The 25,224-nt window shown below is 62.2% G+C and carries 22 protein-coding genes; 6 read left to right on the top strand and 16 right to left on the bottom strand.

Annotation, left to right across the window (positions count from 1 at the left end):
- Positions 1 to 15: 15 nt before the first annotated feature.
- The 7 genes from NP945_RS01545 to NP945_RS01515 form a co-directional block, all read right to left on the bottom strand.
- On the bottom strand, positions 16 to 1,986 hold the full coding sequence (locus NP945_RS01545) for an acyltransferase family protein (protein ID WP_256745397.1): 1,971 nt from the start codon (positions 1,984 to 1,986) through the stop codon (positions 16 to 18).
- 23 nt (positions 1,987 to 2,009) lie between these two features.
- On the bottom strand, positions 2,010 to 2,924 hold the full coding sequence (locus tag NP945_RS01540; protein ID WP_256745396.1) for a hypothetical protein: 915 nt from the start codon (positions 2,922 to 2,924) through the stop codon (positions 2,010 to 2,012).
- Between the two features lie 30 nt (positions 2,925 to 2,954).
- Positions 2,955 to 3,101: a hypothetical protein gene (locus tag NP945_RS01535; protein ID WP_013529552.1), complete on the bottom strand. Its 147-nt coding sequence runs from the start codon at positions 3,099 to 3,101 to the stop codon at positions 2,955 to 2,957.
- Positions 3,102 to 3,126: 25 nt separating this feature from the next.
- The gene (locus NP945_RS01530; protein ID WP_013529551.1) at positions 3,127 to 3,381 is read right to left on the bottom strand and encodes a GlsB/YeaQ/YmgE family stress response membrane protein; all 255 of its coding nucleotides are present in this window, start codon (positions 3,379 to 3,381) and stop codon (positions 3,127 to 3,129) included.
- Between the two features lie 176 nt (positions 3,382 to 3,557).
- The gene (locus NP945_RS01525) at positions 3,558 to 3,797 is read right to left on the bottom strand and encodes a hypothetical protein (RefSeq protein ID WP_256745395.1); all 240 of its coding nucleotides are present in this window, start codon (positions 3,795 to 3,797) and stop codon (positions 3,558 to 3,560) included.
- A 105-nt stretch (positions 3,798 to 3,902) separates the two neighbouring features.
- Complete coding sequence (locus NP945_RS01520; RefSeq protein ID WP_095084743.1) at positions 3,903 to 4,523, bottom strand: ribonuclease D; 621 nt, start codon at positions 4,521 to 4,523, stop codon at positions 3,903 to 3,905.
- A gap of 124 nt (positions 4,524 to 4,647) precedes the next feature.
- Positions 4,648 to 6,033, bottom strand: coding sequence for a M20/M25/M40 family metallo-hydrolase (locus tag NP945_RS01515; protein WP_256745394.1), 1,386 nt, complete (start codon positions 6,031 to 6,033; stop codon positions 4,648 to 4,650).
- Positions 6,034 to 6,448: 415 nt separating this feature from the next.
- On the opposite strand from NP945_RS01515, the gene polA reads away from it, so the two are divergent.
- Positions 6,449 to 9,400, top strand: a complete 2,952-nt coding sequence (gene polA / locus NP945_RS01510; RefSeq protein ID WP_256745566.1) for a DNA polymerase I — start codon at positions 6,449 to 6,451, stop codon at positions 9,398 to 9,400.
- Positions 9,401 to 9,631: 231 nt separating this feature from the next.
- Here polA and NP945_RS01505 read toward each other — a convergent pair whose 3' ends face one another.
- Entirely contained in the window at positions 9,632 to 10,036 is a 405-nt protein-coding gene (locus tag NP945_RS01505; protein ID WP_109658718.1) for a Fur family transcriptional regulator, read from the bottom strand.
- Positions 10,037 to 10,279: 243 nt separating this feature from the next.
- Here NP945_RS01505 and NP945_RS01500 point away from each other — a divergent pair, with 243 nt between their 5' ends.
- The 3 genes from NP945_RS01500 (at position 10,280) to NP945_RS01490 (ending at position 13,670) form a co-directional block, all read left to right on the top strand.
- Entirely contained in the window at positions 10,280 to 12,478 is a 2,199-nt protein-coding gene (locus NP945_RS01500) for a caspase family protein (protein WP_256745393.1), read from the top strand.
- A 113-nt stretch (positions 12,479 to 12,591) separates the two neighbouring features.
- Complete coding sequence (locus tag NP945_RS01495; protein ID WP_027037745.1) at positions 12,592 to 12,972, top strand: hypothetical protein; 381 nt, start codon at positions 12,592 to 12,594, stop codon at positions 12,970 to 12,972.
- Positions 12,969 to 13,670, top strand: coding sequence for a hypothetical protein (locus tag NP945_RS01490; RefSeq protein WP_256745392.1), 702 nt, complete (start codon positions 12,969 to 12,971; stop codon positions 13,668 to 13,670). Before NP945_RS01495 ends, NP945_RS01490 begins: the two co-directional genes overlap by 4 nt.
- A 62-nt stretch (positions 13,671 to 13,732) precedes the next feature.
- Here NP945_RS01490 and NP945_RS01485 read toward each other — a convergent pair whose 3' ends face one another.
- A complete protein-coding gene (locus NP945_RS01485) occupies positions 13,733 to 14,827 on the bottom strand; it encodes a serine protease (RefSeq protein WP_256745391.1) in 1,095 nt (364 codons plus the stop codon).
- 399 nt (positions 14,828 to 15,226) lie between these two features.
- Between NP945_RS01485 and NP945_RS01480 the strand changes: the two genes are divergently transcribed.
- Complete coding sequence (locus NP945_RS01480) at positions 15,227 to 16,324, top strand: serine protease (RefSeq protein ID WP_256745390.1); 1,098 nt, start codon at positions 15,227 to 15,229, stop codon at positions 16,322 to 16,324.
- A gap of 75 nt (positions 16,325 to 16,399) precedes the next feature.
- Here NP945_RS01480 and mgrA read toward each other — a convergent pair whose 3' ends face one another.
- The 7 genes from mgrA to NP945_RS01445 form a co-directional block, all read right to left on the bottom strand.
- Complete coding sequence (gene mgrA, locus NP945_RS01475; RefSeq protein ID WP_256745389.1) at positions 16,400 to 17,446, bottom strand: L-glyceraldehyde 3-phosphate reductase; 1,047 nt, start codon at positions 17,444 to 17,446, stop codon at positions 16,400 to 16,402.
- Positions 17,447 to 17,567: 121 nt separating this feature from the next.
- Complete coding sequence (locus NP945_RS01470; protein WP_256745388.1) at positions 17,568 to 18,710, bottom strand: Gfo/Idh/MocA family protein; 1,143 nt, start codon at positions 18,708 to 18,710, stop codon at positions 17,568 to 17,570.
- An 11-nt stretch (positions 18,711 to 18,721) separates the two neighbouring features.
- A complete protein-coding gene (locus tag NP945_RS01465) occupies positions 18,722 to 19,468 on the bottom strand; it encodes a sugar phosphate isomerase/epimerase (protein WP_256745387.1) in 747 nt (248 codons plus the stop codon).
- A gap of 46 nt (positions 19,469 to 19,514) precedes the next feature.
- Positions 19,515 to 20,612: an ABC transporter ATP-binding protein gene (locus NP945_RS01460; RefSeq protein WP_256745386.1), complete on the bottom strand. Its 1,098-nt coding sequence runs from the start codon at positions 20,610 to 20,612 to the stop codon at positions 19,515 to 19,517.
- Positions 20,613 to 20,617: 5 nt separating this feature from the next.
- Positions 20,618 to 21,550, bottom strand: a complete 933-nt coding sequence (locus NP945_RS01455; RefSeq protein ID WP_372337953.1) for a carbohydrate ABC transporter permease — start codon at positions 21,548 to 21,550, stop codon at positions 20,618 to 20,620.
- A gap of 2 nt (positions 21,551 to 21,552) precedes the next feature.
- Positions 21,553 to 22,440: a carbohydrate ABC transporter permease gene (locus NP945_RS01450; RefSeq protein WP_027037757.1), complete on the bottom strand. Its 888-nt coding sequence runs from the start codon at positions 22,438 to 22,440 to the stop codon at positions 21,553 to 21,555.
- Between the two features lie 82 nt (positions 22,441 to 22,522).
- Complete coding sequence (locus NP945_RS01445; protein WP_127272131.1) at positions 22,523 to 23,761, bottom strand: ABC transporter substrate-binding protein; 1,239 nt, start codon at positions 23,759 to 23,761, stop codon at positions 22,523 to 22,525.
- A gap of 404 nt (positions 23,762 to 24,165) precedes the next feature.
- On the opposite strand from NP945_RS01445, the gene NP945_RS01440 reads away from it, so the two are divergent.
- A complete protein-coding gene (locus NP945_RS01440; RefSeq protein WP_023812490.1) occupies positions 24,166 to 25,221 on the top strand; it encodes a LacI family DNA-binding transcriptional regulator in 1,056 nt (351 codons plus the stop codon).
- Positions 25,222 to 25,224: the final 3 nt, after the last annotated feature.

Here is a 25,224-nt window from a genome sequence, read left to right as displayed (position 1 = left end):
CGCCTTGATATCTCGCTAGAGACCCGCCGCCTTCGCCAGATAGGGCGCCAGCGCCAGCGCATAGGTGGCCGTCATATGGTGATGGTCGCGCCAGACGATGATGTTGCCGACCACGGCCGAACAGCTGTCCTTGCCACATAAGGCATCGTTCATGTCAACGACACGGACCCCCGGCAATGTCCCCGCGGCGAGGGCGAAGACATCACTCGTCTCCACCTCCTGTCGCGCGTTGACGCATTTGTCGGGATCGGCGGCCAGACAATCACCGGGATCGAACTTGACGAAAGGCGTGTTCCGAATGGCGATAATGCGCACGCCGGCACTGTTCAAGTCGCTCCAGATGCTGCGCAAACCGTCGATCATTGCCGGCTCCGGTGTGTCGGAATAGCGAGACTGGCTGGTGAACATCAGGTCTGGCCGCAATTTCCTGATCTCGGCGAGAACGTTGTCGCGCCATGTTGCGCAGGCCTCATACGGCTTACCGTCATCCGTCACAGCGGCAAGGGTGAAAGGGCATGCAGCCTTGGTGAAGGTGACCAATTTCCACTTGCGGTCCCTGGCAATCTTGTCGATGGCAGGGATCCATTGTGCTGCGTGTGAATCGCCTGCGACGACAATGGTCCTGGTTCCCTGGGGATCGCCGAGCTGGCAGCCCACAGCTTGCGTGCTGTCCTGCTCCTGATGGCATTTCAGTCGATAGACGATCGGTACGTCACGCCTGAGTTTGCCGAGGGATGGCAGCAGTTGCACGTCGCGCGGAACCGAAGCGTTGGCAAGAAGCGCTGCCGGCCCTGGATAATTCGGTGTCCCGATCAGGCTGATATCGACGTCTTTCCTGTCGAGCGCATAGCCGAGCCCACCCGACACCATCACGCAGACGGCAACGGCGGCAGTGGCATAGGCCAGAGGTTTCCGTTCCGTATCCGACCGCGGCTGCCGGTAGCGCTGTTCGACATATCGGTAGGAAAGATCCGAGATTGCCAGCGTCAGGGCGATCAGCACGACACCTGCAAGGAGCCCGGCGGCGGGGCGATGCGCCGAATAGAAAACAACCAGCGGCCAATGCCAGAGGTAGATCGAATACGACCGGTCGCCGACATAGCAAAGGATGCTGGCGTCAAGTCCGCGAAACCGGCCTAGTTTGATGCCGCCGGCGGCAATGATGAGCACCGTTCCCAAGGTCGGCAGCAACGCAAGAGCGCCAGGAAATGACGTCGAGGCGGAAAAGAAAAGCGCTGAAAACCCGATGGCGCCAATACCGGTCATCGCCATTGCGGCGCGCAATGGCAGCCCTGCCCTGAACCGATGGACCGTCAGCGCCAGCAGGCCACCGAGCGCCAGCTCCCACAGACGGGTGTGGGTTACGAAATAAGCGGCGGCCGGATCGCTCCGGGTGATGACAACCGAGCTGATCAGCGATCCGGCAAAAACCGCGGTCAGCCCCACGAGGAATACGTCTTTCGCTGGCCGCCCGAGACGGCGCGCCAGCCAAAGGCCTGCCACCATCAGCAATGGCCAGACGATATAGAACTGCTCCTCGATCGATAGAGACCAGTAATGTTGCACCGGGCTCGCCGCCTCCTCGGCGCCGAGATAGTCGACCGCCTGCCAGGCAAGCCGCCAGTTCTGCACATAGAGCGCACTGGCAGAGACCTGGATTGCCGTCTCTTCCCAACGTGCCATGGACAGGAAGACCAGCGTTCCTGCGAGCGTGGCAAGAAGGGCTAGGATCGCAGTCGGCAGCAGTCGCCGCACTCGCCGCGAATAAAAGGCCATCAGCGAGATGCGGCCGTCGCGCAACGCCATGCGGGCAAGCAGACCGGTGATGAGATAGCCCGAGATGACGAAGAACACATCGACCCCGACATACCCGCCAGGAAGAACCGCGGGCCAGATGTGGAAAACCACCACCAGGGCAACGGCAATGCCACGCAGCCCCTGGATTTCAGGCCGCAATGCAACAGGCCCCTCAGCGTCTTCTGTCAACACCACCCGCCTCAGACCTGATTTCAGATGGGCTCGAACTTCACATCCGGCTGGTCAGGACCGCCGGCTTGCCGCAACAGCGCGAGAATGTGTTCGCCCCTGTCAACCTGCTGTCGTCTCCAGTTGGAGGCGTTCGTCACATGCAGCCAGCCATCGACCACCATGAAAAAATCCTCGGATGGGTCATGTCCCGCGCCGAAGCGAAGCGATTTGTTTTCAGCGAACCGAACCATCGCCGGGTCCATCGACCTGTAGAGCACCGGCCAGTTGCCGCCGCCGGAATCCATATGAAACTTGTAGCTCGGGGCGAAATCCAGCCGCCGCCGCAACAGGCTTCCATCGAAAAAACAGAAGCCGGGCCACAAGAACCAGCCGCCTGGTGTCGGCGTATCGCGCCGCACGCTGCCGTATAGGCTCTTGCCCTCCATTCGGTCGCGGATCGAAAATGGTTCAGTTGGAAAGATGTCATGATCGATGAAGCCGAAAAGCTTCGGCCCGAACCCAGGCAAGAAATTCCGCACGATCCAGTTGAGCGCTTGACCGTGCGATCTGCTGACGACCAGCCTGTTCTTCGGCAATGCCACATAGGGGACATGCTGGCGACGGCAGAGATCGCGGATCGCTTCCCTTGCATCGTCCTTGTTGCTGTTGTCGAAAACGATGTAGCTTTCGTGCTCGGCCAGGTATCTGCGTACCAGGTGGATTTGCCATTCGATCATTTCGGGCCGGTTGAAGGCTACGGTGGCTATGATCGTATCGCGGAAAGCCTGCTCTCGCCCCTGCAATTCGCTGACCGGCGCGGATGTCCTCAGGAAGCGAAACACCCGCCAATGATAGCGCAGCAGCGCCTCGCGTCTTGGCGGCCTGTTCAGCCTCTCCCATTCCGCAACGGTAATTCTGGGCTGATCGACGTCTTCCGGAGCGTCAGAAGCCACCATGTCGTGCTCCTGCATGTGCCGTTCGACGGCTCAGTTCTGCTGGATCGAAATGCCCTTGTCGTCGATCTTGAGTTCGACGCCCTTGGGTTTGGTCTGCTCGCGATAGACGTAGATGCCGAGGGCAATGACCACGACGACGAGCGCGCCAATGACGAGATAGAGCGTATTCTGTTTCATGGCGCGCTCTTTGCGTTGTCGAGCCTCAGGCTCGTTTCAGGACCTTGACCAGCACCAGCAGGATGATGGCGCCGATGGTGGCATGGATGATCGCGGCGAGAGTGCCGCCGCCGATGGAAAATCCGATCCTCGGAAACAGCCAGCCGGCGATGAACGCGCCGACGATGCCGACGATGATGTTGCCGATAAGGCCGAAGCCGAAACCGGAAACGATAAGACCGGCGAGCCAGCCGGCGATGGCACCGATGATGATGAAGACGAGCAGGCTTTCGACACCCATAGAGAGTTCCTCCGAGCAAGAGGGCGACGGCGGAACGGAAAGCTCCGAATCGGCCTCGATATCAACGGCTTCAGGCTATTCGAAAGCGACCAGCCTCACCAGCGGCGCCATCACTAGAGCAATTCTAGGAAAAGTGTAAAGCGGTTTTCCGTCCAAAATTGCGTCAAAACAAAGAGTTAGAGCAGCTCGCCGTTTCCGTGAAACGGTGAACTGCTCTCGTCGTCATCGTCGCTTGCGGCAGGGCGCCAGCTGGTCGGCTCGACCTTCTTTTGCGTGTGACTGTCGATATAGACCCACCAGCCGTCGTCGCGATATTGCGCGATGGATTCGTTGATCACGCCGTCGCTATCCTTCCACGTGACGGAGACCTTGGAGCCGTCTGTCGGCGCGGTCACAATCGGCTTTCTGTCCGCCATGTCATCATCCCCCAATTGCACCGACAAAACTAAGCCGAAAGAACGCCGCAGCCCGCATCCGGTTCCAGCCGGTACCGGCTGCGCGATGTGCTGGCCGGACGACCGTCAGCTGTGGGCAAAGATATCCTCTTCGTCCCAGCCCATCAGGTCAAGCTTGGCACGCGTCGGCAGGAAGCGGAAGCAGGCATCGGCCTCCTTGGTCCGCCCATCGCGCGCCAGGCGTCCGGCGAGCACATCGCGCAAACGGTGCAGATAGAGCACGTCGGAAGCGGCATATTCGAGCTGTTCGGGCGACAGCGTCTCGGCCGCCCAGTCCGACGATTGCTGCGCCTTGGACAGGCCGACGCCGAGAAGCTCGAAGCAGATGTCCTTCAGCCCGTGGCGGTCGGTGTAGGTGCGGGTCAGCCGCGAGGCGATCTTGGTGCAGAACACCGGCTCCGGCATCACGCCGAACGCATTGTAGAGCACGGCAAGATCGAAGCGTCCGTAGTGGAACAGCTTGGTCACGCCACGGTTCCGCAGCAGGCTGACGAGGTTCGGCGCCTTCTTCTGGCCAGGCGCGATCTGGATGACGTCGGCCGTGCCGTCGCCGGGCGAAATCTGCACCACGCACAGCCGGTCACGATGCGGATTGAGCCCGAGCGTCTCGGTGTCGATGGCCACTGCCCCGACATTGTAGTGCGAGAGGTCGGGCAGGTCGTTTTTATGGAAACGGATATCGGCCATTGTCTTCTCCGGTCGAGCCTACAGTGTCCCCTGACCCGCAAGGGACGCTGCAGCGCTTTGTCTTGTGGCCCGTCCTCGCCGCGATCCGCTGAAAAATCAACAGGAAAACAGGAGTTTCCGCCGCTCAGCGCGTCAAGGCATCGAGAATCCGCGCCCAGGAGCGCTGGCCCTTGTGGAAGGAGCTGAGCTCGTATTTCTCGTTGGGCGAGTGGATGCGGTCGTCGTCGAGGCCGAACCCGACCAGCAGCGATTCCATACCGAGATAGGTCTGGAAATCGCCGACAACCGGAATGGAGCCGCCGCTGCCCGTCGTCACCGCCGGCTTCGGCCATTCGTCGGACAGCGCATTCTTGGCCTTGGCGAGGAAGGGCGAGTCGTAGGAAAGCTGGATTGCCGGCGAGCCGCCATGCGGATGGAATTCGACCGAACAGTCGGCCGGAATCCGCTCCTGGACGAATTTCTGGAACGCAGCGCGAATTTTCTTGGGATCCTGCTTGTGGACAAGGCGAAACGACACCTTCGCCGAGGCTTCCGCCGCGATCACCGTCTTGAAGCCCTTGCCGGTATAGCCGCCGATGATGCCGTTGAACTCGGCTGTCGGCCGCGCCCAGGTCAACTCCAGCACCGAGCGGCCCTTTTCGCCCGACGGGATCGACAGGCCGACCGGTCCCAGGAACGTCTCGGCCGTCTCGCCGAGCGTCTCCCATGATTTCAGGATCTGCGACGGTGTTTCCTCGACGCCGTCATAGAAGCCGGGGATGGTGATATGGCCGTCCTTGTCGTGGATATCGGCCAACACCTTGGCCAGGATGCCGATCGGATTGGCGGCGGCACCGCCATAGAGGCCGGAATGCAGGTCGCGATCGGCCGCCTTCACCGTGATCTCCTCGCCGACCAGCCCGCGCAATCCCACGCAGATCGACGGCGTGTCGCGGTCCCACATGCCGGTATCGCAAACCAGCGCGAAATCGGCCTTGAGTTCGTCGGCATTGGCTTCGAGGAACGGCTTCAACGACGGTGAGCCGGATTCTTCCTCGCCCTCGAACAGGATGGTGATGCGGCAAGGCAGATTGCCGTGCACCTGTTTCCAGGCGCGGCAAGCCTCGACGAAGGTCATCAACTGGCCCTTGTCGTCGGCCGACCCGCGTCCGGTGATCACCTTGTGATCCGGCCCGACCTCCTTGACAGCAGGCGCGAACGGATCGCTTTCCCATAATTCGATCGGATCGACCGGCTGAACGTCATAATGGCCGTAGAACAGCACATGCGGCGAACCGGCCGGGCCGTCATGGTGCGCAACCACCATCGGGTGGCCTGGTGTGTCGCGAACGCTGGCGTCGAAGCCGATCAGCTTGAGTTCGGCCACCAGCCATTCCGCCGCCTTGCGGCAATCGGCGGCAAAGGCCGGATCGGTGGAGATCGACTTGATCCTGAGCAAGCCGAACAGACGCTCGAGGCTCTGGTCGAGATTGTTGTCGAGACGGTCGAGGACGGGGGAAATTGCGGACATATGTGAAGCCTTTCGATTCAGAACCCGAACCGTAAAGGCAGGACAGGAAAACGAAAAGCCCGCGATCATTGGACCACGGGCTGCAAACGTCTGTCTGGGATAAAAAAGACCGCCGTGGTGGAGGGGGAACCACGGCGGCCTTCTACTCGAAGCGATGCGGCAGCCCGGAGAGGGGGGATAGGCTGCCGCAGGTGTCCGGGATAGGCGGGGGACGGGCCTTGCTCCGGACTCGGCGAAAACTGCCGATGACGTGTATTTGGGTCTCTGAACGTGGCGATTCAAGGGCACGAAAATTACAGTTTTGTAACATAGGCGTGAGCAGGGTGACGGCGATCTGTCAGGGTGTTGCCGGAACCGATAGTCGACGCTGCCTTTGGCATGGACCAAGCCGCCGCGCCGCGCTATCCCTGCCGGCATGAAAAAAGGCGATCATCTCTTCCTTGTCGACGGCTCCGGCTACATCTTCCGTGCCTATCACGCGCTGCCGCCGCTGACCCGCAAATCCGACGGCCTGCCGGTGGGCGCCGTTTCCGGCTTCTGCAACATGCTGTGGAAGCTGATGCTCGACGCCCGCAACACCGATGTAGGCATTGTGCCAACGCATTTCGCCGTCATTTTCGACTATTCGTCGAAAACCTTCCGCAACGACCTCTACCCCGAATACAAGGCCAACCGCTCGGCACCGCCGGAAGATCTGATCCCGCAATTCGGCCTGATCCGCCAGGCGACCAGGGCGTTCAACCTGCCCTGCGTCGAGATCGAAGGCTACGAGGCCGACGATCTGATCGCCACCTATGCGAGGCTTGCCTGCGAAGCCGGCGGCGATACCACCATCATCTCCTCCGACAAGGACCTGATGCAGCTGGTTGGCGATACGGTCGCCATGTACGACCCGATGAAGGACCGCCAGATCGGCATTCCGGAAGTCATAGAAAAATGGGGCGTGCCGCCGCAGAAGATGGTCGACCTGCAGGCGCTGACCGGCGATTCGGTCGACAATGTGCCTGGTGTGCCCGGCATAGGGCCGAAGACGGCGGCGCAACTGCTCGAACAGTTCGGTGACCTCGACACGCTGCTGGCCCGGGCCGGCGAGATCAAGCAGGACAAGAGGCGCGAATCGATCATCGCCAATGCCGACAAGGCGCGCATTTCTCGTCAGTTGGTGACGCTGATGAACGATGTGCCGGTGACCGAGGGACTGGAGGATTTCGTCCTGCACGCGCCGGACGGCCCGAAGCTGATCGGTTTCCTCAAGACCATGGAATTCACGTCACTGACCCGCCGTGTGGCGGAAGCGACCAGCACCGAGGCCGGCGACGTCCAGGCCGTCGCGGTCACCGTCGAACGCGCCGATCATGCTCATGGCCCAGATGTCGGGGCCGGGTTGCCGCCGGTTGCCCGAAACGCGTCCGGCACTGAACCGGACCAAGCCGGGGGGACGGCGGAGACGTCAAAACAAGGCGATACCCCTTCCCTGCTCGCGGCACTGCGGCTGGAGCGCGCGGCCACCGGCAAGATCGATATTTCTGCCTATCATTGCATTCGCGATGTCTCGACCCTGAAAGCCTGGGTGGCCGAGGCACGGGAGGCGGGCATCGCCGCCTTCGATGTCCGGGCAACATCGGCTGATCCGATGCAGGCCGAACTCATCGGCATGGCCATCGCCACAGCGCCCGGCCGCGCCGCCTACATTCCTTTTGCCCACATGAGCGGCAATGGCGACCTGCTCGGTGGTGGCGCGCTCGAAAACCAGATTCCGCTGCGCGAGGCGCTGGCCGTGCTGAAACCGCTGCTCGAAGACCGATCGGTTCTCAAGGTGGCGCAGAATCTGAAATACGATCTTGTCATCATGAGCCGCTACGGCATCGATGTCGCGCCATTCGACGACACCATGCTGATCTCCTACGTGCTCGATGCCGGCACGCCCCATGGTCATGGCATGGATGCGCTTGCCGAAAAGTGGCTCGGTCATACCCCTCTCCAACTCAAGGATGTGACCGGCTCGGGCAAAAGCTCCGTCGGTTTCGATCAGGTCGACATCGACAAGGCGACGGCTCATGCCGCTGAGGACGCCGATGTGACGCTTCGGCTCTGGCTGGTGCTGAAACCGCGGCTTGCCGCCAAGGGCCTGGTGTCTGTCTATGAGCGGTTGGAGCGGCCGCTGGTGCCGGTGCTGGCGCGCATGGAACAGCGCGGCATCTCGGTCGACCGGCAGATCCTGTCGCGGCTCTCCGGCGAACTGGCCCAGGGCGCCGCTCGCCTTGAAGAGGAAATCTACCAGCTCATCGGCGAACGCATCAACATCGGCTCGCCAAAGCAGCTCGGCGACATCCTGTTCGGGCGCATGGGCCTGCCCGGCGGTTCCAAGACCAAGACCGGCCAGTGGTCGACCTCGGCGCAGCTTCTCGAAGATCTCGCTGCCGAAGGCCACGAACTGCCGCGCAAGATCGTCGACTGGCGCCAGCTGACCAAGCTGAAATCGACCTATACCGATGCGCTGCCGGGCTTCATCCACCCCGACACCAAGCGCGTCCACACGTCCTACGCGCTGGCCGCGACGACGACGGGCCGGCTGTCGTCCTCCGACCCGAACCTGCAGAACATCCCGGTTCGCACCGCCGAAGGCCGCAAGATCAGGACCGCCTTCATCACCGACAAGAGCCACCGCCTGGTCTCGGCCGATTACAGCCAGATCGAGCTGCGGGTGCTCGCCCATGTCGCCGAAATCCCGCAATTGCGGCAGGCTTTCGCCGACGGCGCCGACATCCATGCCATCACCGCGTCGGAGATGTTCAACGTGCCGGTCGAAGGCATGCCTTCGGAAGTCCGCCGCCGCGCCAAGGCGATCAATTTCGGCATCATCTACGGCATCTCGGCCTTCGGTCTCGCCAACCAGCTGTCGATCCCGCGCGAGGAGGCAGGCAACTACATCAAGAAATATTTCGAGCGCTTCCCCGGCATCCGAGACTATATCGAGGAGACCAAGGCCTATGCCCGCGAGCACGGCTTTGTCGAAACGATCTTCGGCCGCCGCATCCATTACCCCGACATAAGATCGTCCAATCCCTCGCTCCGCGCCTTCAACGAACGCGCCTCGATCAACGCCCGCCTGCAAGGCACCGCCGCCGACATCATCCGCCGCGCCATGATCCGCATGGAGGAGGCGCTAGAAAAAGCAGGCCTTTCGGCACGCATGCTGCTGCAGGTGCATGACGAACTGATCTTCGAGACAGTCGAGGCGGAAGTCGAGGCAACGATCCCGGTCGTGCGTCACGTCATGGAGAACGCGGCGATGCCGGCGGTCTCGATGTCGGTGCCGCTGCATGTCGACGCGCGGGCGGCGAACAACTGGGACGAGGCGCATTAGCCGTCGTCGTCATCCTAGGGCGGAGCGACGCGAAGCGGAGCGCAGACCCTAGGATCCATGCCGTTACATTAGCCTTGGATGCAACGGTGCAAAATGAAGACGCTTCCGAGGCTGCGCCAAGTATCCTTAAATCTGGGCCGCCGCGACATTCTCATGTCACGGCATGGATCCTAGGGTCTCCGCGACGTCGCTTCGCTCCTGCTTCGCCCTAGGATGACGAAGCGATGGGCCTTAGGCCGCTTCGGCCAGGCACTTGGCACACGTCCCGCGAAACTCGATCACCGCCTTCTTGGCGGCGAAGCCGGTGGAGCGCACCCATTCGTCCAACTGGTGGCCGACATCGTGGTCGGACATTTCGGTGACCTGCCCGCATGTGTCGCAGATCGCGAAGGCGGTCATCGAATGGCTGTGGTCGTGCGGCTCGGCGCAGGCGACGAAGGAGTTGATGCTTTCGAGCCGATGCACGAAACCTGACTTCACCAGCGTATCGAGCGCGCGATAGACTTGGAGCGGCGCGCGAAAACCGCGCTCGCGCAATTGGTCGAGCAAGGTGTAGGCACTGAGCGGTCCGCTGGCGGTCTCGAGTTTCTCGAGCACGCACAGCTGGTTCTTCGTCAGCACATCCCTTGCCGCCATGATCCTGTTTCCAACTCGCCTTGCGTCGCTTGTGCCGCGCACAACGATCCATGTCCCATCCAGATAGCGACGAACAGGCATTTTTGCTACTGTTTCCAGCATTCTGCCCGCGAGGCGGTCGAGAACATCGATCGGAGCGGGGCAACAGGCAGGTTGCTCTGCGATGTGACGTTCAAAATACTGACAATATCTTCGGCAAGGATTGCCGCGCTTGGAAATTCGGTCGGGCTTGGGGAAGCAATCATGATCAAATTGACGCGGCGGACGCTGCTGGTCGGCACGTCCGCCTTGACCATGGCCGGCATGGTATCGTTCCGGACCATGGCCGCATCGCGCACCTACCATGCGCTGCTGGTCGCCTGCACCGAATATCCCAACCTGCCGCAGAGGAACTGGCTTGTCGGGCCGAAGAACGATGCAGCCCTCGTCCGCGACTATCTCCTGAAGAATGTGCCCGACCCCGTGCGCTTCGCGCCGGAAAACGTCACGCTGCTCGCCAAGGATGTCCCCGGCGCCAGTGGCCTGCCGACCCATGCGGCGATCAAGGCTGCATTGGACGACCTTGCTGCCAAGGTCCAGCGCGACCATTTCGTCTACCTGCATCTGTCCGGTCACGGCGCCCAGCAGCCGCAGATGGTCAAGGGCGACGAGACCGACGGGCTCGACGAGATCTTCCTGCCCGTCGATATCGGCAAATGGATCAACCGCGATGCCGGCGTGCCCAATGCGCTGATCGACAACGAAATCGGCGCGGCACTCGACGCCATCCGCGACAAGGGTGCTTTCGTATGGGTTGTGTTCGACTGCTGCCATTCCGGAACCGCGACACGCGCCGTCGAGGTCGATGACGAGCTGGAGCGCAAGGTCGAGTTCGCCGACCTGGTCGGCGGCAACGAGGCCGAGCGGGCTGCCGCGATCAAGGCCTATGACGAGGTGATTTCGGTCGCTGGCTCGCGCGGCATCGACGACAATGGCACGCGCAAGCCCGCCTTCACCCTGACGCCGACCGGTGGCGAACCGATCACCAAGGGCAAGCTGGTCGCCTTCTATGCCGCGCAGACGGTGGAGACGACGCCCGAGATGCCGTTGCCCAAGGGCATCGCGGATGCGCCGCGCTTGGGCCTGTTCACCTTCACCATCCTGTCCAAACTGGCCGAGAATCCCAACGTCACCTATCGCCAACTCGGCCAGGCCGTGCTGCAGCAATATTCGGCCGACAGCCGCACCCGGCCGACACCGCTGTTCGAGGGCGAACTGGATGCCCGCGTCTTCGGCACCGACAAGACCGATGCAGTCATGCAGTGGCCTGTCGTCATCAAGGACGGCGAAGCGACGATCGGCGCCGGGCTGCTGCATCGCCTCACCCCCGGCAGCAAGCTCGCCATCCTGCCGTCGGCGTTATCGCCGCTGTCCGACGCTGTCGGATTTTTGAAAGTGCAGTCGGCAAAAAACCTGGAAAGCCGCGTCAAGCCGGTCGAGTTCGACAAGAAGCCGGCGCTCAAAGTCGCCGACATTCCCGCCAACGCCTATGCGCGGGTGGCGGAGATCGCCGTCGACTACAAGCTGGTGTTGGCGCGGCCGGCCATAGCCAAGGGACTTGAGAAGGAAACCGCTCTGGTCAATTCGGTTCTCGACGAACTGGCCATAGCCAGGGAGAACGGCTTCAACATCGAGCTGGTCGAGCCCGGCAAGAGCGCCGACCTCCGCCTCGCGGTGATGCGCGAGAATGCTGTTCCCGGTGCCCCCAAGGATGCGACAGACAAGCCGGCGCTGTGGTTCCTGCCGGCATCGGGCGACGTGAGCCTGAAGGAGGGCGGCAAACCGCCGCTGATCATCATTCACGACCGCCAGAAGCTGGCCGATGCAACGGCCAGGAACCTGCGCACCATCTTCCGCGCCACCGGGCTTTCGCGGCTGGCGGCGGCCTCGGACTACAAGCCCGAGGACGTCGACGTCCAGTTTCAGGTCAAACGTCGCGACAAGGATGGCCTCGAACCGCTGCAGGCTTCGGTGGTGCCGCGCGTGTCGCCGGGCGACGAAGTGCATGTGCTGGCCAAGAACGGCTCGGATCTGCTGGTCGACATCAATGTGCTCTATGTCGGCAGCGACTATTCGATCACCCATATCGTTGCCGAACGCCTCGCCCCGCAAGCCATGCTCGAAGAGGGGCTACTGGCTTTCACCGACACCAGTTTCGGCATGGAGCGGATGATCGCGGTTTTGACCGAGGCGCCGCCGGGGAGCGAGAAGCAGGATCTGAGTTTCCTGGCGCAGGACGGCGTCGCCTCGGCGACACGCGGAATGGGCTCCGCCGGCTTCTCCGACATGCTGACCGATCTCGGCATGGCGCCGGCAACCCGCTCGGTTATGCGGCTTGCCGACAAGAGCGGCCCGAAAGGCGCGGTGATGATTTTCCCGATGGAGACGGTGCCGCGCGCCTGAGCGGATGCCGGCGCCGCATGGCTCTGCCGGCTCTTGCGCGATCGGCGCGATATGAGAACATTCCCGGCCGCGTCCTGGCGCATGACGGCCGGATGAAACGGATAGGATCGATTGTGAAGAATTCTGTGTTTTCCTGGCGTGGAACGGTGGCTGGCCTTGGCGGCGGCCTGTTGTTGATCGCCAACGCTTCGGCGGACGAGGCCTGCGGCCTGTGCGTCAAGCAGATCGTCACCAACTCGGAACTGGCGACGTGTTTTCTCGATCAGTACGACCAGTTCGCCAAAAGCGGCAGCGACGCCGTTGTCGTCGATCTCAGCAACTGCGCCTCGCGCGGCGTTGTCGAAGCCTTGCCGTCACCGAACAAGGGAGCGGCGGAGCCCGATGTACAGTTCATGATTTCGCGCCTGCAGTTGCAATGCCTGAAAAAGAAGCTGGAGACGCCGGGCATCGTGCTTGATCCCTCCGCCACCATTGAACTGGACAGCTGCGGATGAAGAAGCCGGCGGGCAACACCAGGCAGACAGCAGCCGCCGCAAAGGCGCCGGCCGGCAAACCCGCGCTGGCGGAAACCACCGAAGGTTTCCCTTGGCCAAGCGCCCACGAGATCAAGAAGGAGAGCAACCCCTTCACAGACCGCGATTGGCGCATGCTGGTCTATGCCTGGTCGGGCATGGCCGTGCGTCTCGCCATCATCTTCACCTTGATGTTCTCGGTCTACCAGTTCCTGGCCAACCAGGAGCAGAAGCGCGTCGAGCAGACCATGTCGCTGGTCGAACTCTGGGAAAACAAGGACTACCAGCAGGCGCAGCGTGCCCTGAAGGATCGTCTGACGGGCCTCAACGCCAAATACGACAATCTGCTCAGCGCCAACCCCTCGCCAACCGAGGAGCAGGTGTTCCGACAACGCATAGGCATCGAGGCGATGACCGCTTCCGGCGGCGACATGCCGCTCGCCGATTTCACCGAGAATTTCGACCGCATAGTCTATTTCCTCAACCGTCTGTCCTTCTGCGTCGATGGCGACCTGTGTTCGCGCAAAGTGACCGATGCCTATTTCCGCGACTACGCCGTCTCGTTCTGGAGCTATTTTGCCGGCTATGTCGACAAGCAGCGCAAGGCGGGATCACCCACGTTCGCCTCGGCAATCGAGACCTATGTGCGCAATGGGCCGCCCACGGCCGAAGCCAAATAGCGGCGCGAAAAAGGCGGCGGGATTGCGCCGCCGCCTTTGTCTCCATCGCGAATGCGCAGTGACTACTTATACAGGCTGTTGATCCACTGGACGTTGGCAGCATTCAGGCGCACGGCGGTGTTCGCGTCGGGGCTTTCCGCCACGTTGACACCGGTGACGATGCGCTGCTTGGCCTTGTTGTCGTAGGCATAGACCGAGCTGCCGCTCGACCCCGGGAACGTATCGCAGTCATACTGGAAATATTCCGGCGCGATATTTTCGGCATGCACTTCGCAGTTTGCCTTCCACATCGTGCCCGTCGGCTTGTCGCCGGGATAGCCAACGAGATTGGCGGTGAAGTCGCCGAGATCGTCATAGTTCGCATAGCCCAGCCAGCCGAGATTGGTGCCGACATCCTGCTTTAGCGTGACGACGCCGAGATCCCACAGCAGGACCGAACCATAATAACCCTGGTAGTTGTCGATGAAGCCTTGCAGCACATAGGCGCTTTCGAAGGCGAAGGCGCCGAACGGTGCGTCGTCGGCCGTGCTGCCGTTCAGCCCCGGCACGAACAGATAGTCGGAGAGCCAGTCCTTGTCCTCATGGCTGTAGAGGCAGTGCGCGGCGGTGAGCACCGTGCGCGGGCCGATCAGCGTTGCCGAACAGCTGCCGAAGCTGCCCGTCTTCGGTGATTTGGCTTCGAGATAGCCGATTGCCGAGAACGGATAGGTCTTGGTGTTCTTGACCTGCTCGCGATCGTCGGTGCCGAAAACCTGACGGCCGGCTTCGCCTTCGCCGAGGTCCGGATCCTCGGTCTTGCGCTCGGCCCCGTCTTTTCCGGTGGCCGGAGCGTTCAGTTCCTTGATGATAAGCTCCCGCAGCGCTTCGCTCGGCTCGATCTTGATCTCCTTGCCATCGGCGGACCGTCCGACGATGCCGTAGGATTTGACAGCCGTTGCCTCGTCGGCAAGCGGCGCGGCGCGGCTGTCTTCGTCGGTCAGCTTCGGTGGCGCGATCGGCTTTGCCCGCCCGGGCTTGTAGTCGCCTGAAGTCACGTCGCGCGCGCTTTCGCCATTGCCGGCACTGGCGGAGCCAGGATCGGCGGCGAAAACCGGGACCGTCCACATTGCGGTGGAAAGCAATGCGGACACAATGAGTGCGTTTGTCAGTTTTGTCATGGTGAGACTCTCCCAAAAGTCAGCAAGGACTGGATCAAAATACAGAAATATTGTCGAGATCGTGGTGACGTCGAAAAAGGAGTTTGGTTACCGCACTTGAAATATGACCATCGCCTATGCGGTCGGTCAAAAGCCCCCGCCAAAGACACCGGCGCGGATATATTGCCTAAATTAATACAACATTGGAATGACAATTAGCTTCCACATAGCCCGTGGGGGGCTATAGGGTTTTGAACGGGGTCTGCACAGGAACGCGATACGCGAAGCAGTGCCTGACTTGGTGTCCCTGCCGTGCCGCTGCAACAAAAGCTGCCCGGCCTGACCACCAGTCTGAGGCTTGCTTTGTTGATCATGCGCCGGGGCTGGTCCGCTCGGGAACATATCTCAGGAGGGCTTCAGATGAACATCACCCATCGGTTCAGGCCGATCGCCGCCGCATCGCTGCTCGGCATCGCAGCCGCCCTTGCGGCAGCCAATTCCACCCAGGCCGACGAAGCGGTCGCCCGACCGGAGGCAGCGGTCTCGCCAATGAAGCGCGTGACGGAAGCCAGGGCGAAAGCAGCGGCGGAGAACCCCGACGCAGCCGACCGCGTCTATGGCGGCAACCAGGCCGAAAAGGGAGCCTATCCGTTCCAGGTCGCGCTGCTCACCACCGACAGGCTGGACGAGAACCCGGCCTCGCAGGCCAACGCCCAATTCTGCGGCGGCAGCCTGATCGCGCCGCAATGGGTGCTGACGGCAGCACACTGCCTCAACGACAAGGGTCAGCCGGTTTCGCCGGAGAGCGTCACCGTGCTGACCGGTGCAACCGATCTCAGCGAGGGCAAGCGCCACAAGGTGGTGGAGGTCATCGTCAACGAAGCCTACAGCGAGCAAACGCTCGACAACGATCTCGCCCTGCTCCGGCTTGCCGAACCGGCCGACGCGCCGACCATCAAGGTCGCCCATGAGGCAACCCCCGACACCGGCAAGACGACCGTCACCGGCTGGGGCAAGATGCAGGACGGCACCTTTCCGACCACGCTGATGGTTGTCGATCTCGACCTGCAGCCGAACCAGGCCTGCAACAGCGGCATCAAGGCCATCTATGCGCGTGATCTGAAGGCAGCGCTCGGTGATCTGTCCCGCCGTATGCGCTATTCGGAAAAAGGCATCGACGCGGCCGCCAATGCGATCGCCGCCGACATGACCGACCCGCTGACCGGCAACATGATCTGCGCCGGCACCACCAGCGGCGTGCGCGATGCCTGCAACGGCGACAGCGGCGGCCCGCTGTTCATGACCGGTGCCGAAGGCCCGGTCCAGGTCGGCGTCGTCAGCTGGGGCGAAGGCCCGGCTGACGGCAGTGCGGCGTGCGGCCACAAGGAGGCCTACGGCATCTACACGCGGCTGGCCAACTACACCGGCTGGATCGAGGCGAAGATGAAGACCTCGGCTCCGGCGCCGGCAAAGCCCAAGGCGGGACTGGGCACCGCCCAGAAACCGAAAACGCCCTGAAGCAGCGCTGTTCGCTTTCAAGCAAAACGGCGGGAGAGATTCCCGCCGTTTTGCTTGCCGGCTTCTCGAGCGGACTTATTTTCGCGGCGGGCCTTTGCGCTCGGCGGAAGCCGCCCACAGATTAATGTCGGATTCGCGCGCATAGGTGTCGATCTCGGCGAGTTCGGCATCGCTGAAATCGAGCACCTTGAGTGCGCCGACGCAGTCCTCGACCTGCTCCGGCCGGCTGGCGCCGATCAGCGCCGATGTCACCCTGCCCTTGCGCAGCACCCAGGCCAGCGCCATCTGCGCCAGCGTCTGCCCGCGCTTGCCGGCGATGGCGTCGAGCGCCTTGATGTTGGCGATGGTCTTGTCGTTGATGAAGGCTGTCTTCAGCGACTTGCCCTGGGAGGCACGGCTGCCATCGGGAATGCCGCCGAGATACTTGTTGGTCAGCATGCCTTGCGCCAGCGGCGAGAACACGATGGAGCCGACGCCGAGCCCTTCGAGCGTGTCGAGCAGGCCATCTTCCTCCACCCAGCGGTTCAGCATCGAATAGCTCGGCTGGTGGATGACGCAAGGCGTGCCAAGCTGCTTCAAGATATCGGCGGCCTCGCGCGTGCGCTGCGAATTGTAGGACGAGATGCCGGCATAGAGCGCCTTGCCCGAGCGCACGGCATGGTCGAGCGCACCCATCGTTTCTTCAAGCGGCGTGTCGGGGTCGAAACGGTGCGAATAGAAGATATCGACATAGTCGAGCCCCATCCGCTTCAGGCTCTGGTCGAGGCTGGCCAGAATGTATTTGCGCCCGCCCCATTCGCCGTAGGGTCCGGCCCACATCTCGTAGCCGGCCTTCGTCGAGATGATCAGCTCGTCGCGGTAGGCGGCGAAATCGGTGCGCAGGATTTCGCCGAAAGCGGTCTCGGCCGAGCCGGGCGGCGGACCGTAATTGTTAGCGAGGTCGAAATGCGTGATGCCGAGGTCGAAGGCCTTGCGCGCGATCGCCTGCTTGGTCCTGTGCGGCGTGTCGTTGCCGAAATTATGCCACAGGCCGAGCGAGATTGCCGGCAGCTTCAGGCCGGAGCGGCCACAGCGGTTGTAGATCATCTTTTCATAGCGGTTTTCGGCAGGCGTGTAGGGCATCGGAAAATCCTCAAATGGCAGCGAGCCGGTCGGCTGCATCGCGACAGCGCGGCGAGTTGGCTCTGCCCCTCACCTTTACCCTCTCTCCGTCGGAACGGGGAGAGGGTTGAGGTGTGCTGCCCTATTTCTTCTTCGCCAAAAGCGCCTTGGCTTCCTTGACGCCAAGTGCCGCCGGCCGTTCGCAGGTGGTCTGCATGGCGACGAACTTGCCGGTTTCGCCGGAGCGCAACAGGCCGGTCATCACGTCGACGGCGTGCAGCGCCAGCTCCATCGAACAGCGGTGCGGCCGGCCTTCCGCGATCGCCACTGCCATGTCGGCGAGGCCCGATGTGCGGTAGTTGGCCATCATGCCTTGCGAATGCATCTCGTTGGGTACGCCGAACGGATGCGGCCAGTTCGGCAGCTTCTTGACCGGCTTGGCCGCGTCGGTGAAGCGAACGTCACCACCGAAGAAGTTCGGGTCCGGCACGAACACCGTACCCGCCTCGCCATAGAGTTCCATCGGCGCGTGGCCGTGGGCCCAGACGTCCCAGCTGGTGTTGAGCGTTATAACGGCACCGTTCTCGAACTCCAGCAGCCCATGGATGGTCGTCGGCGTGTTGACCGGTATCTTTTCACCCGCGCGCGGCTTTGAACTGATCGTCCGCTCCTTGGCCGGCGTCGTCGCGAAGGCCGCGACCTGTTTCACCGGTCCGATCAGCTGGATCAGATTGGTGATGTAGTAAGGCCCGATATCGAGCACGGGACCGGCGCCCGGCTGGAAGAAGAAATCCGGATTGGGATGCCAATGCTCCATGCCGTGGCCCATGACATGGCAGGTACCGCTCGTGACCTTGCCAAGCTTGCCGGTGTCGATCAGGTTGCGCACCAGCTGGTGCGCGCCGCCGAGGAAAGTGTCTGGCGCCGAGCCGATCCGCAGGCCCTTTTTCTCCGCCCGCTTCTTAAGGTCGAGCCCTTCCTTGACCGACAGCACGAACGGCTTTTCCGAATAGACGTGCTTGCCGGCGTCGAGGATCTGCTTCGATACTTCGTAGTGCACCGCCGGGATGGTCAGGTTGACGATGATGTCGATATCGTCGGCCCTGAGCAGGTCTTCGACGGTGTCGGCGCGCAGCTTGAACTCCTTCGCCCGCGCCTTGGCCGCCTCCATGTTGATGTCGGCGCAGGCACGCATTTCGATGCCGCGAAACAGCGGCGCCAGCGAAAAATACGCTTTCGAGATGTTGCCGCAGCCGATGACGCCGATGCCAAGTTTCTTTGCCATGCTGATTGCTCCTAATATGTTTTGGCGGCTGCGATGGAGCGGCGGGCGAAACGCTCGATGTCGTTGGGGTTGTCCTGTTCCATGACGTAGTATTGGGCAGCACTCTTGGCACGCAACACCTTGATCAGACCGGCCCAGTCGATGGTGCCATGGCCGACATCCGACCAGCCATCCTCATCCAGCCCCTCGCCGGGCTTGGCCATGTCCTTGACGTGGACGGCGCTGATGCGCTTGCCGTGTTTTTCGATCCACGACAACGGTTCATCGCCGCCGCGCACCACCCAGGCAACGTCCATCTCCCAGCTGACATCGGGCGCGGATGACAGGATGTGATCCTGCGGCACCGATCCGTCGGCAAGTTTCTTGAACTCGAAATCATGGTTGTGCCAGGCAAAGCCGTAGCCGGCCTTTTTCGCGGCGTCGCCGACTTTGGCCAGGCGTTCGCCGAAGCCGCGCCAGCCGGCCACGTCGGATGGCCGCTGATCGGGCATCAGGAAGGGACAGATGAGCAGCGTGATACCAAGTGCGTCGGCGGTTCTGCGCACGCCGTCGAAATCGTTCTCGAGCGCGTCGATCGAGAAATGCCCAGTCGGCATGGCAAGCCCGTTCTTGTCGAGCTCGGCACGGAATGCCCCGGGATCATCATAGACGCCGCCAAAACCTTCGACCTGGGCGTAGCCGAGCTTGCCGAGCATGGCGAGCACACCGTCCCAGGGTTGGAAATTGCGGGCGCTGTAAAGTTGGAATGACCAATTCATCGTCTCTGTCCGTTCGCTTGGGGATTGGAAGGTTGGTTCTCGGAAGCTAGATGCGTGTGCCGGTTGCGGTGTCGAAAAGCGAAGCGCGCATCGGATCGAAGCCAAGCGTCACCGCCTCGTCGTTCTTGGGCGTGCGTTCCGAGGTCACTCGGACGCTGAAATTCTGCCGGGCAAGCTTCAGCCAGACCAGCGTGTCGGAGCCCATGGGTTCGACCACCTCGACATTGGCGGCTATCGAAAACGGCCAACCGGTGCCGCTGTTCAGACTGACATGCTCGGGCCTGATACCGAATGTGACGGGGCCGGGAGCCGGAGCTTTGGCAAAGTCGTAAGTGCCGAGCGGGATCTTGATATCCTCGGCCGCGAACCGCCAGCCGCCGTCGGCGTCTTCCAGGCGGCCATCGACGAAGTTCATTGCGGGCGAGCCGAGGAAGCCGGCGACGAAGCGGTTGACCGGGCGGTTGTAAATGGTCTGCGGCGCATCGAGCTGCTGGATGACGCCGCCCTTCATCACCGCGATGCGGTCGGCCAGCGTCATCGCCTCGATCTGGTCGTGGGTGACGTAGATCATGGTGTTCTGCAGCTTGCGATGCAGCAGCTTGATCTCGACGCGCAGTTCGGCGCGCAGCTTGGCATCGAGATTGGACAGCGGCTCGTCGAACAGGAACACGTCGACATCGCGCACCAGCGCCCGTCCGATGGCGACGCGCTGGCGCTGGCCGCCGGAAAGGGCGGCCGGCTTGCGTTGCAGCAGCGGCTCGATCTGCAGGATTTCAGCCGCCCGCGCGATCCGCTTGGCGATCTCTTCTTTTGGCGTGCCGGCGACACGCAGCCCGAAGGACAGGTTCTTCTCCACCGTCATTTGCGGATAGAGCGCATAGGACTGGAACACCATGCCGATGCCGCGGTCCTTGGGCTCTTCCCAGGTGACGTTCTTGCCCTTGATGAAGATGCGGCCCTCGGAAACGTCGAGCAGGCCGGCAATGCAGTTGAGCAAGGTCGACTTGCCGCAGCCGGACGGCCCGAGCAGCACGATGAACTCGCCATCGGCGACATCGAGATTGAGCGTCTCCAGGACGGTCACCGCACCGAAGTTCAGCGACAGGTCCTGGATCGAAACGCTGGTATCATTGGCTGCCGTCATCGCCGTCACCCCTTCACCGCGCCGGCGGCGATGCCGCGTACGAAAAGCTTGCCGGAAATGAAGTAGACGATGAGCGGCACAAGCCCGGTCAGGATGGTTGCGGCCATGTTGACGTTGTACTCCTTCACGCCTTGCACCGAATTGACGATGTTGTTGAGCTGCACCGTCATCGGATAGGTGTCGGGGCGGGTGTAGACGACGCCGAACAGGAAGTCGTTCCAGATGCCGGTCACCTGCAGGATGATGGCGACGACGAAGATCGGCAGCGACATCGGCAGCATGATGCGCAGGAAGATGCCCCAGAAGCCGGCGCCGTCGACGCGTGCCGCCCGGAACAGCTCTTCCGGCATCGAGGCGAAATAATTGCGGAACAGCAGCGTCAGGATCGGCATGCCGAAAATGGAATGGACGATCACCAGCCCGCTGAGGCTGCCATAGAGGCCGATCTCGCGCAGGATGATGACGATCGGATAGATCATCACCTGGTAGGGAATGAAGGCGCCGACGATCAGGATGATGAAGAACGTATCGGCGCCCTTGAAGCGCCAATTGGCCAGTGCATAACCATTCACCGAGGCGATGGCGATCGACAGCAGCACCGACGGCACGGTGATCCGCACCGAATTCCAGAAGCCGCGCGAGAGCCCGTCGCAGTTAAGGCCGGTGCAGGCCGTTGACCACGCCTTGACCCACGGCTCGAAGGTGATCTCGAGCGGCGGTGAGAAGATGTTGCCGAGCCGGATCTCCGGCATGCCCTTGAGCGAGGTGACGACCATGACATAGAGCGGCAAGAGGTAGTAGACCGCCATGACGAACAATGTGCCGTAGAGGAAGACGTTGCGGCGCGAAATCATGCGGCGCGGCTTTGGACCGTAGGGCCCTGCGATGTCCTGGCGCGCGCCGGCGGCAACGCTTGCTTGAGCGGTGATGTCTGCAATGCTCATTTGCGTCGCCCGAACTCGAGATAGGCCCAAGGCACGATGACGATCACCACCGAGAGCAGCATCATGGTCGAGGCGGCAAAACCCTGGCCGAGGTTCTGGGCGAAGAACATATAGTCGTAGACGTATTTGGCCGGCACTTCGGATGCGATGCCCGGGCCGCCGCTGGTCTGGGCCACGACCAGGTCATAGACCTTGACGATGCCGGAAGCGATGATGACGAGCGTGGTGATGAAGACCGGCCGCATCATCGGGATGACGATGAACAGATAGGTCTTCCACATCGGGATCCCATCCACGCGCGCCGCCTTCCAGATGTCTTCGTCGATACCGCGCAGGCCGGCCAGCATCAGGCACATGATGAGCCCGGTGCCTTGCCACAGCGCAGCGATCGATATGCCGTAGATGACGATGCTGGAATTATAGAGCGGGTCGAAGCTGAAGCTCGTCCAGCCTAAGTCCCGCACGACATGCTGGATGCCGAAATCCGGATTGAGCAACCACTGCCAGACCAGGCCGGTGACGATGAAGGAGAGCGCGAAAGGATAAAGGAAGATGGTGCGGAACGTGTCCTCGAAGCGGATCTTCTGATCGAGCAGCGCGGCAAGCAGAAAACCGATGACCAGCGAGAACACCAGCGAGATCGCGCCGTAGATCAACAGGTTCTCGATCGAGATCAGCCAGCGCGGCGCCGCCCACAGGCGGTAATACTGGTCGAGCCCGACGAAATTCAGGCGCGGCAGGAGCTTCGAATTGGTGAAGGAATAGAGCACCGTCCAAACGGTGCCGCCGACGAAAACCACCATGGCGGTGAGGATCATCGGGATCGAGGCGACCTTCGCATTGAGGTTGCGGAACAGAAGGTTGGGGCGTTCGCTCTTGCTCATCTCGTCAGCCGGCTGGGTAAGGGCGGGTGCATTCCCGGCCCTGCATTCGCAAGGCCGGGAGCGAGGCGGGTTGCCTCCAGCGTCAGTCCGCCGAAGCGATGAGGTCGGCGAAGCGCTTCTGCGCGTCTTCGACGGTCAGTTCCGGCTTGGCGAAGAATTCCGCGAAAAGGTCTTCCTTCTGTTTCTGGGTGTCCTGTGAAAGCAGTTGGTCCGTCCACGGCATGACGGCGCCCTTGGCAAGGATGGCGAGGCCCTTCTTCATGCAGTCGTTGGCCGCATTGAGATCGACGTCGCCGCGCACCGGCAGGGATCCCTTCTTCAGATTGAAGGCAACCTGCGTCTTGGGATCGAGCAGCGTCTCGGCCAGCACCTCCTGCGCCTTGCTCTTGTCGGCATCCTTGAGCAGCGGGAAGTAGAAGGCGTCACCGCCCGTGGCTATCACCTCGTTCAGCCCAAGGCCCGGCAGGCAGGTGTAATCCTTGCCCGCGGTCTTGCCGGCAACCTGGAACTCGCCCTGTGCCCAGTCGCCCATGATCTGGCCAGCGGCCTTGCCGGTGATGACTAGGTTGGTCGCCTGGTTCCAGTCCTGCACATTGGTGTTCTTCGCCATCTTGCGGGCATCGTCCGCGGCCTTGAAGACCTTGGCGACTTCGGGCCCGGCGGCGAACTTGGCATCCTTGTCCTTGTAGACCTTGAGGAATGTGTCCGTGCCGCCCACAGCCGCAAGCAGGACGTCGAAGGCACCGGAGGATTGCCAGGCCTGTCCGCCGACGGCGAGCGGGATGATGCCGGCCTTTTCCAGCGCCGGCGCTGCCGCCACGAATTCATTCCAGTCCTTCGGCAACGGCACGCCGGCCTTCTCGAAGGCCTCGTTGGACAGCCACAACCACTGCCAGGAATGGATGTTGACGGGCACGCAATAAATCTTGCCGTCGATGGTGCAGCCGTCGAGCAGGCTCTTCGGCCGGACGACATCAGTCCACTTGCCCCTGGTGGCGACATCGGTGAGGTCGCGCATCAGGCCGGCCTGCACCAACTCTTCCGCCTGCCGGCCATGGTTGAATTGCGTGGCGCCCATCGGATCGCCACCGGTGATGCGGCTGATCATGATTGGCCGCGCCGTGCCGCCGGAGCCGGCAATGGCGCCGTCCACCCAGTGGTTGCCGGTCGCATCGAATGCCTTGGCAAGTTCCGCAACCGCCGCCGCCTCGCCGCCCGACGTCCACCAATGGGTGACTTCCAGGTCCGTCGCGGCCGCATGGCCGGCAAACTGCAACCCGGCCGTCGCTGCCAGCGCAGCGGTCAAAAATCTGTATCGCATTTCGGCTCCTCCCAGAATCTGAAACGTTACAGATTTTCGATACGGCAATTGCGCGGGCTGTGCAACCCATCAACGAAGCGCCCTCGATATTTTTTCGGACCGCGAACAAATTCGCATGAATGGTCGCGCTTCTCATGCACTGCAGCATGGTTTGCTGCGGCGCAAACACCGAAATGCCCGCCTGATACGGGCAAAAGGCGGCGGCAGAGGCGATTTCTCCTGGAATCCCAAGCGTTTCGCAAAAGAACCATCCACCTCGTGGGCGAGGGACATGTAACTCGATATGGCAATCTGTAACGTTTCAGTATATTGAGACTTTACCGGGGCTGGAACGCATATCGTATCGCCATGACGGCGATTGCCGACATGGCTCGCGGCTGCTATGCGCCTGACGGGCGGGACGAATGGACAGACAGCGTACGGACAAGAACGGGGAGACCTCGGCACAGGGACGGCCGACGTTGAAGACGCTTGCCTTCATGACCGGGCTCGGCGTCACCACCGTGTCACGCGCCTTGAAGGATGCCCCGGAAATCGGCGCCGAAACCAGGCGCCGCGTCCAGCTCGTCGCCAAGCAGATCGGCTACCGGCCGAACCGCGCCGGCGTGCGTCTGCGCACCGGCAGGACCAATGTCATCAGCCTCGTGCTCAACACCGACCGCGAGATCATGAGCTTCGTCTCGGACATCATCTACGGCGTTTCGGAAGTGCTTGCCGAAACGCCCTATCACCTGATCGTCACGCCCTATTCCCGCTCGCAGGATCCGATGGAGCCGATCCGCTATCTCGTCGAGACCGGCTCGGCCGACGGAGTCATCATTTCGCGCACCCAACCGAACGATCCGCGCGCCCGCTACATGCTCGAGCACGGCATGCCCTTTGCCACGCATGGCCGCACCGACATGGGCCTCGTCCATCCCTACCATGACTTCGACAACCATGTTTTCGCGATGGAAGCCGTGCGCCGCCTGGCGAGTATGGGCAGGCACAAGCTGGCGCTTCTGTCGCCGCCGCCCGGGCTGACCTATTATGGCCACACGCTGAACGGCTTTGCCGATGCGCTGAGCGAGGTCGGAGCCAGCGAAATTCCGTTCAACACCGTTTCCATCGATCACACGATCGAGCAGATCAGGACCAGGACCGCGCAGGTGATGCGTCGCGAGAACAGGCCGGACGGCTTCGTCAGCAGCGCTGCCGCCGCGACACTGGCGATCGTCGCCGGCATCGAGGATGCCGGCCTCAAGCTTGGCCGCGACGTCGATGTCGTGTCCAAGCAGTCGTCGGACCTGTTGCACCTGTTCCGGCCGGAATTGCTCGTCGTCAACGAGAACTTCCGCCTGGCCGGCTCCGATCTCGCCCGCTCCGTGCTCGGCTGGATCGGCGGCGCCGCACCCGGCTCGTTGCAGCGCCTGGTCGCCACCAGCGAGGTTCGGGCGTTCAGCCCGCCGGTTTCCGTTTAGGCC

Source organism: Mesorhizobium sp. LMG17149 (assembly GCF_024518695.1).
In the GTDB taxonomy this organism is placed as follows: domain Bacteria; phylum Pseudomonadota; class Alphaproteobacteria; order Rhizobiales; family Rhizobiaceae; genus Mesorhizobium.
This window is presented reverse-complemented; position numbering and strand designations above follow the sequence as displayed.